This is a genomic window from Mesorhizobium sp. WSM4817 (assembly GCF_055811135.1).
Genome location: NZ_JBVVQQ010000064.1, coordinates 1 through 7,979, shown reverse-complemented (window position 1 = coordinate 7,979; position 7,979 = coordinate 1). Strand labels below are relative to the sequence as shown.

At 63.4% G+C, this 7,979-nt stretch carries 9 protein-coding genes; 8 read left to right on the top strand and 1 reads right to left on the bottom strand.

Features of this window, described 5'->3' with window-relative positions:
• The first annotated feature begins 218 nt into the window (after positions 1 to 218).
• Genes hemP through AC0L2K_RS34430 form a run of 5 tightly spaced genes read left to right on the top strand, consistent with a single transcriptional unit; the run spans position 219 to position 4,400 of the window.
• On the top strand, positions 219 to 455 hold the full coding sequence (gene hemP / locus AC0L2K_RS34450) for a hemin uptake protein HemP (RefSeq protein WP_128177236.1): 237 nt from the start codon (positions 219 to 221) through the stop codon (positions 453 to 455).
• A gap of 11 nt (positions 456 to 466) precedes the next feature.
• Positions 467 to 1,546: a hemin-degrading factor gene (locus AC0L2K_RS34445; protein WP_128177234.1), complete on the top strand. Its 1,080-nt coding sequence runs from the start codon at positions 467 to 469 to the stop codon at positions 1,544 to 1,546.
• 47 nt (positions 1,547 to 1,593) lie between these two features.
• Positions 1,594 to 2,460, top strand: a complete 867-nt coding sequence (locus AC0L2K_RS34440; protein WP_473533585.1) for a heme/hemin ABC transporter substrate-binding protein — start codon at positions 1,594 to 1,596, stop codon at positions 2,458 to 2,460.
• Positions 2,461 to 2,471: 11 nt separating this feature from the next.
• A complete protein-coding gene (locus AC0L2K_RS34435) occupies positions 2,472 to 3,572 on the top strand; it encodes a FecCD family ABC transporter permease (RefSeq protein ID WP_473533584.1) in 1,101 nt (366 codons plus the stop codon).
• Positions 3,573 to 3,611: 39 nt separating this feature from the next.
• Complete coding sequence (locus AC0L2K_RS34430; protein ID WP_128246849.1) at positions 3,612 to 4,400, top strand: heme ABC transporter ATP-binding protein; 789 nt, start codon at positions 3,612 to 3,614, stop codon at positions 4,398 to 4,400.
• 219 nt (positions 4,401 to 4,619) lie between these two features.
• On the opposite strand, the gene rirA is transcribed toward AC0L2K_RS34430, so the two are convergent.
• Positions 4,620 to 5,081: an iron-responsive transcriptional regulator RirA gene (rirA, locus tag AC0L2K_RS34425; RefSeq protein ID WP_023803595.1), complete on the bottom strand. Its 462-nt coding sequence runs from the start codon at positions 5,079 to 5,081 to the stop codon at positions 4,620 to 4,622.
• Between the two features lie 199 nt (positions 5,082 to 5,280).
• On the opposite strand from rirA, the gene AC0L2K_RS34420 reads away from it, so the two are divergent.
• The 3 genes from AC0L2K_RS34420 (at position 5,281) to AC0L2K_RS34410 (ending at position 7,831) form a co-directional block, all read left to right on the top strand.
• Positions 5,281 to 6,576, top strand: a complete 1,296-nt coding sequence (locus AC0L2K_RS34420; protein WP_128177226.1) for a DUF445 domain-containing protein — start codon at positions 5,281 to 5,283, stop codon at positions 6,574 to 6,576.
• Between the two features lie 95 nt (positions 6,577 to 6,671).
• Positions 6,672 to 7,100 carry a phasin family protein gene (locus AC0L2K_RS34415; protein WP_023803597.1) on the top strand — a complete coding sequence of 143 codons (429 nt, stop codon included), beginning with the start codon at positions 6,672 to 6,674 and terminating at the stop codon, positions 7,098 to 7,100.
• A gap of 230 nt (positions 7,101 to 7,330) precedes the next feature.
• Positions 7,331 to 7,831, top strand: a complete 501-nt coding sequence (locus tag AC0L2K_RS34410; RefSeq protein WP_473533583.1) for a MaoC family dehydratase — start codon at positions 7,331 to 7,333, stop codon at positions 7,829 to 7,831.
• Positions 7,832 to 7,979 lie beyond the last annotated feature (148 nt).

Below are 7,979 nucleotides of genomic sequence, written 5' to 3'. Positions count from 1 at the left end.
TTCCCCAACCCCATGCCCCCACTCCAAAAATCCTGGTTCGATGCTGGCCGGCTTGACGCGCCGGCATTTTTCGTCGTGTCCGGCTTCTTAAATCTTGACTCATCTAGTCCGGTATTGCACTGACTAGTAAACATGAGTATTAAAGTCAAGAAATGAAGCGGCATTCACGCAGCGCCGCGCCAGCCGACCAGGCCCGGCGCAGGAAGGGATCGAACCAGATGAACACGCACAATCCCAAAGACTTTCGGCCCAATGACTTTCGGCCCAATGACTTTCGCGATCGCGTCCGCCGTTCCGACGACAATTCGGCTCGTTTCGATCGGGTTCCGTTGACGGTGAGGACCCTGTCCAGCAACGCGCTGTTCCAGGGCGAGCACGAGATCGGCATCGAGCATCACGGAGCGCTCTACCGACTAAAAATCACCCGCCAGGGCAAGCTCATCCTCAACAAGTAGGTAATAAAAATATGGACCAGCGCGTAAGGCCCGCGCCGCACGAGATCCGGCGGGCGCGGGCAGACAATCCGAAGACGCGCGAGCGCGATCTCGCCGCCCAGCTTGGCATTTCGGAGGCCGAGCTGGTCGCCGCGCATTGCGGCGACGGCGTCCTCCGCGTCGAGCCGCGCGTCAATGATCTTTTGACCGGCCTCGAGGCCGTCGGCGAGGTCATGGCGCTGACGCGCAATGAAAGCGCCGTGCACGAGAAGATCGGCGTCTACGACAAGGTCGTGACCGGCAACCACAATGCCATGGTGCTCGGCGAGAACATCGACCTGCGCATCTTCCCGAAAGCCTGGGCGCACGGCTTTGCCGTCGAAAAGCGCGACGGCGGCGATATCAGGCGCAGCCTGCAGTTCTTCGATGCGGCAGGCGAGGCGGTGCACAAGGTGCATCTGCGGCCGGCGTCGAACTTCTATGCCTATCAGAAGCTGGTTGCCGAGCTGGAATCGCCGAACCAGGAGTCGAGCGTCGCGATTTCAGAGGAAGGGTCGATTTCAGAAGGCGGGCCTGAAAGCGAGGCCGAGGCTTCCGCCGCTTCCGCTGACGTCGACGATCTGCGCGACCGCTGGAGCCGTCTGACCGACGTGCATCAGTTCTTCGGCATGCTGAAGACGCTGAAGCTCGACCGCCGCCAGGCGTTGCGCATGGTTGGCCAGGATTACGCCTGGCTGCTCGACCACGATGCCGTCAGCGCCATGTTCCATCATGCCGCCGAGGGCGAGATGCCGATCATGTGCTTTGTCGGCAATCGCGGCTGCATCCAGATCCATTCGGGCCCGATCAAGTCGATCAAGCCGATGGGGCCGTGGATCAACGTCTTGGACGAGACCTTCCACCTGCATCTGCGGACCGACCACATCCAAGAGGTCTGGGGCGTGCGCAAGCCGACCAAGGATGGCCATGTCACGTCTCTCGAAGCCTATGGCGCCGACGGCAAGATGATCATCCAGTTCTTCGGCAAGCGCCACGAAGGCGAAAGCGAGCGCGAGGACTGGCGGTTTCTGGCAGAGAACCTGCCGCGCATTCCAAGCCCGACCGCAGCCTAAGGACAACGACAATGGCTGCTTTGCTTAAACGGGCGCGTGTTTTTAGAATGGCGCTTGGGGCCACGATGTGCCTTTGCGTGGCCTTTGCGCTGCCGGCCCGCGCTGCCGAAGGCACGGAGGTTTTTGCGGACCCGTCGAAGATAGCGGCCATTGGCGGTTCGATCACCGAGATCATCTTTGCGCTCGGCGAGCAGGACCGGCTGGTCGCTCGCGATTCGACCAGCCGATATCCCGAGGCGGCGCTCAAGCTGCCTGACGTCGGTTACATGCGCCAGCTGTCGCCAGAAGGCGTGCTATCGGTCAATCCGTCGGGCATCCTGGCGCTGCACGGCAGCGGGCCGAAGGAAACCGTCGACGTGCTGAAGAAGACGAGCATCCCGTTCATCGAGGTGCCCGAGCGCTACGACCACGAAGGCATTCTCGAAAAGATCCGCATCGTCGGCAAGGCGCTTGGCGCCGACGCCAAGGCCGCTGCGCTGGCAGCCGAGATCGATGTCAAGCTGAAGGCCGCCGAAAAGCAGACCGCCTCGATCAAGGACCGCAAGCGCGTCCTGTTCGTTCTGTCGATGCGGGGCGGCAAGATCCTCGCTTCCGGCGGCGACACCGCGGCCGACGGCATCATCAGACTTTCGGGCGGCGTCAATGCGATCGACGGCTTCTCCGGCTACAAGCAACTGTCCGACGAGGCTGTCATCACCGCCAGGCCCGACGTGATCCTGATGATGAACAATGCCGGTCCCGGCGTATCGGACGACGAATTGTTCGCGAACCCGTCCATCCGGTCGACACCGGCGGGTGCGGCGCGCAAGGTGGTCCGCATGGATGGCGGTTATCTGCTCGGCTTCGGGCCGCGCACCGCCGACGTCATCCGCGACCTTGCCGCCTCGCTTTATGGCGGGCAGGCCGCGGACTGAGCGGGCGCCCGATGGTGGATCAATCGATCGCTGGTTCGAGCACTATGGCGACAGCATCCGACGGCGACCGCTCGGGGCGCGCGCGCATCGCCATCCTGGCTTTGTGCCTCGGACTTGCCGTTGCCGTCCTGTTGTCGCTGACCTCAGGCGCATCCGATGTCTCGGCCGTCAGCGTCGTCGGCGACTGGCTGTTGGGTGCAGCACCCGGCAACGAGGCGCTGAGCGCGCGCGACCGCCTGATCGTCTACGACATCCGCCTGCCGCGCGTCACGCTCGGTGTGCTGATCGGCGCAGCGCTGGCCGTCTCCGGCGCGGTGATGCAAGGGCTGTTCCGCAACCCGCTGGCAGACCCCGGTCTCATCGGCGTTTCGGCCGGAGCGAGCCTCGGCGCGGTGTCCGTCATCGTGCTTGGCGCCACAGTGCTGGCGCCGATAACTTCGATGCTGGGCACACTCGCTCTGCCGCTGGCGGCGTTCTGCGGCGGGCTGGTGACGACATTGGTGCTTTATCAGGTGGCCACCCGGCGCGGCCAAACCTCGGTCGCCACCATGCTGCTCGCCGGCATCGCGCTGGCGGCCCTTGCCATGGCGCTGACTGGTATCCTGATCTTCATGGCCGACGACCGGCAGTTGCGCGACCTGACTTTTTGGCAGCTCGGCTCGCTCGCCGGCGCGACCTGGCAAAAAATCGGCTCCGTTGGGCCTGTGATCGTGCTGGCGCTGGCGGCGATGCCGTTCGTGGCGCGCGGCCTCAACGCGCTGGCGCTGGGCGAAGCCACCGCCGGCCATCTCGGCATTCCGGTTCAGCGGCTGAAATACACGGCCATCGTCGGCGTCTCGGCGGCGGTCGGGGCGTCTGTCGCCGTCAGCGGCGGCATCGGCTTTGTCGGCATCGTCGTGCCGCATCTGCTGCGCCTGGCCATCGGCCCGGACAATCGTTATCTGCTGCCGGCCTCGGCCCTGCTTGGCGCTTGCCTGCTGCTGCTGGCCGATGCCGTCGCCCGCACCATCGTGGCGCCGGCGGAACTGCCGATCGGAATCGTCACCGCGATCGCCGGCGCCCCGTTCTTCCTCTGGATCCTGCTGCGCAAGCGTGGGGTTATAGACCTATGAGAGGGGGGCCTGTGTGAGCAGACCTGTTAGAGAGTTTGCATGATCGAAGCGCGGGATGTCTCGGTGGCGATCGGCGGCAAGGGCATCGTCGCCAATGTCGATTTCGACATGCGGCCCGGTGAGATCGCGGCCATCGTCGGTCCCAACGGTTCGGGCAAGACGACCTTCCTGAGGGCGCTGTCCGGCGATCTTGCCTATTCGGGAGAGGTCACCATCAACGGTCGCGACCTGTCGGTGATGAAGCCGGTCGAGGCCGCCATGCTGCGCGCCGTGCTGCCGCAGGCGACGACGCTGTCGTTTCCCTTCACGGTGCGCGAGATCGTCAGGCTTGGCCTGCTCGGCGGGCGCTCGGGCGCGCTGCCCGGCGAGGACGAGCGCCTGCCCGAACGGGCGCTGTCGCGCGTCGATCTCGACGGCTTTGCCGGCCGTTTCTACCAGGAGCTTTCGGGCGGCGAGCAGCAGCGCGTGCAGTTGGCCCGTGTGCTTTGCCAGGTCTGGGCGCCGGTCCTCGACGGCAAACCGCGCTATCTCTTCCTCGACGAGCCGGTTTCCAGCCTCGACATCAAGCACCAATTGATCATCATGAACATCGCCCGAGATTTCGCCAGGCGGGGCGGCGGCGTTGTCGCGATCCTGCATGACCTCAACTTGACGGCGATGTATGTCGACAGGATCTTTGTCATGCACCGCGGCAGGCTTGCCGCCACCGGCTCACCGCAGGACGTGCTGAGTGACGATCTGATCGAAAAAGTGTTCGATTGCCGGCTGCGGGTCGGCGTGCTGCCGGCCGGAGACATGCCGTTCGTGCTGCCGCAGTCAGCGGCGTAAGTTCCAGCTGGCAAGGTCGGCGCCGCCCCTTCTTCCTTCTCCCCTTGTGGGAGAAGGTGGATTGGCGCGCAGCGCCAAGACGGTTGAGTGGTGTTGGACGGAACGCTGTTGGTGCCAAGCTGGAACACCCCTCATCCGACCTCGCTTCGCGAGGTCACCTTCTCCCACAAGGGGAGAAGGGAGAGTTGCAAGCGCTGTTCGGCTATGGCTCGACCCGGATCAGGCGGCCGGCGCCCTTTGCACCAGCATGTCGATGCCGAGCAGGTGGCGCACGTTCGGGCGCGCTGCCACCATGTCGGCGATCGTATAGCGCTCGAGCACGGCGAAGAAGGCGTTGAGCGCCTCGCGCAGCGACGAATTCAGTGCGCAACTGTCGACCAGCGGACATTCGGCGGCGTCGTTCTCGAAGCATTCAGCCATGGCGAAGCTCTCTTCGGTCACGCGCACGACGTCGAACAATGTGATCGATTCGGCCGCGCGGCCGAGCCTGACGCCGCCGTTCCTGCCGCGCACCGTCTCGACCAGACCATGCTCGACCAAAGGCTGCAGGATCTTGAAGAGAAAAAGTTCAGACACCGAGTAGGCGGCCGCAATCTCCGGGATGCGGCTCAGCCGGTCGGTATTCGCAGCGCAATACATCAGGATGCGCATGGCGTAGTTGGTCTGGCGTGTCAGCCGCATTGTGTCCTCACGAAGCAGTAGCTCAACCCTAATATGGCCTATACCTTGGAATAATTCCAGACAAGCACCGCATAATAGTTGAATATTTTTATCAGCTTTGTGTGGGCGGTCGTGCAAACCACGACCCTGATAATGGCGCGCATTCGGGTGGGCGGATTACTAAGTTAACTCCGCGACATAGACCAGGAGCAGTTCATCCATGTCACAATCATCACCGGCTTGGGCGTCCGCCCGCTTCGATGCCGACGCGGAGGCCAAACTTTCGGCGCTTCGGCGCACAAAATTCGTCGCCACCGCAGCGCTCGCCCTCTGCGTGCTCATCTTTGCGGTGGCCAAGTCGTTCGAGGGCCACTATCCGTGGCTGGGTTTCGTAGCTGCGTTCGCCGAGGCGGCGACGATCGGGGGGCTGGCCGACTGGTATGCGGTGGTGGCGCTGTTCAGACGGCCGCTCGGCCTGCCGATCCCGCACACCGCGATCATCCCGGAGAACCAGAACCGCATCGCCGACAATCTCGGCCGCTTCATCGAGGCCAATTTCCTGGCGCCCGAGCCGGTGCGCGAAAAGCTTGCCGAGGTCGATTTTTCCGCGCTCGTCGCCGACTGGCTGGCCGACCCCAACCGCGCCGCCGATCTGTCGCATTTCGTCGGCCGGCTGGTGCCGCAGACATTGGCGGCCGTCGAGCAATCCGGCCTGCGGGGCTTCGTCAGCAGCCGCATTCTGGAGCAGATCGAAAAGGTGCCGCTGGCGCCGCTCGCCGCCGAGTTGCTGTCGGCGCTGACCGATGATCGCCGCCACCAAAGACTGTTCGACGAATTCACCAAGGTCGTCGGCCGCTTCCTGAGCGACGAGGCGGCGCTGGCGACGATGCGCGAGAAGATCCGCGAGGAATTGCCGTCGCTGTTCAACCTGTTTCGCGCCGACGCGTATCTGCTGAAGAAGATCGTCGCCTCAGCCGGTTCGTTGCTCGACGAGGTGAGGGCCGATCCCGATCACCCGATGCGGGCCGAGTTCGACCGTTTTGTCCTGAGCTTCGTCGAGCGGCTGAGGACGTCCAAGCAATACGCCAAGCGCGCCGAGAAACTGAAGCGCGATTTCCTCGCCCGGCCGGAGCTGAAGGCGCTGGCCGGCGACATGTGGGAAAGCCTCAGTGTGTTCATCGAGCAGGACGCCAAGGCGCCGAATTCGATGATTCGCGCCCATCTCGCCAGCATGTTCGTCGAGGTTGGCCGCCATCTTGCCGGCGACGCCCAGATCAGGGCCGACATGAACCAGGGGTTTATCGTTGCGCTGTCGTCGTTCGTCGAAAGCCAGAAGAGCGGCGTCTCGAAATTCATCGCCGATCAGGTCAAGCGCTGGGACCTTGCGCAACTGACCAGGCTGATCGAAATGAACATCGGCAGGGACCTGCAATATATCCGCTTCAACGGCATGGTCATCGGCGGCCTGGCCGGCGTCGTGCTCCACACTTTGGAACGGCTGTTCCTCGTCGGCTGAGGCGCGATGTGTGCGCGGCCGAATGGACCGCGAAGCTCCGCTGTTCTATTGTTTCTCTTCAGCTGCCGAATTCGCAGCAACAGAGGAAAACCACCATGGCAAAGCGACCGGAATCCGACACCTTCATCGACATGTTCGGCAGGTTCGGCCGCGACCTGAAGCTGCCGAACGTCGATGTCGAGGCGATCCTCAGCCATCATCGAAAGAACCTCGAAGCACTGGAAAAGTCGGCCAGGGCAAGTGCTGCCGGAGCGTCGTCGCTGCTCTCCAGACAACGCGAGATGCTGCAGGACACGCTGCACGAGATCGCCGACATGGCACAGGACTACAGGGCGCCGGGCGATCCTCGGGAGCTGATGGCCAAGCAAACGGCGTTCGCCAGGAAATCCTTCGAAACCGCATTGAAGAATGCCGGCGAGGTGGCCGAGCTGGCCAGGAAATCCGGCACCGAATCGGTCGAGATCCTGCGCGAGCGCATCAAGGAGGCGATGGAGGAAATCCGCAGCGGCTACGACAAGAAGTAGGCTGTTTCCCAAGCCGCTGGACTTTTCTGTCGTCATCCCGGCTGGCGAAAGCCTTGGTGTTGGTCCCGCCGAGGCGCACAAAGTTCCTCTTGCTCGATAATCCTGTTGCCAGCTCTACACCGGCACTGGCGCGATCCGGCCGAGGATATCGCGGCGGAACACACTGAGCGAATTGACAGAGGCGGCCGGTTCGTGGTCCGGAGGCAGGGCAAGCGATCGGGAAAGCAGGAATGACGCAAATACGGCTGAGGCCGCCGCCGACCTACGAACAGCTCAGGACGATGACAGGGCAGGAGCTTGGCGTGTCGGACTGGACGACGGTCGACCAGAGCCGCATCGACCAGTTCGCCGAATGCACTGGCGACCGCCAATGGATCCATGTCGATCCAGAGCGGGCGAAGCGGCAGAGCCCGTTCCGCGCCACCATCGCGCATGGCTATCTGACGCTGTCGATGATCGGCGCGCTGGCGCTCGACATGGGCATCGTGCCGGAAAACACGCAAGCCGTCTTCAATTATGGTTTTGACAAGGTGCGGTTCCTGGCGCCGGTCAGGGCCGGCGCGCGCATCAGGCTGCGGATCACGCTGTTGTCCATAGAGGACAAGGGCCCCGGCCAGTATCTGATGAAGGCGGCCAACATCGTTGAGATCGAAGGTGAGAAGAAGCCGGCGCTGACCGCCGAAACCCTGGTCATGCTCTATGAGCGGCGGCGCAGGCGGGCAGGGCCGTGAGGAGAGCCAAGCACCATCTTGCCTTCTCCCCTTGTGGGAGAAGGTGGATCGGCGCGCAGCGCCGAGACGGTTGAGCAACCGTGCTTCAAACGGAAGCCGGATTCCAGGGTTTGTTGGTGCGCACCATAGCGTTGAGGGTTGTGATGAG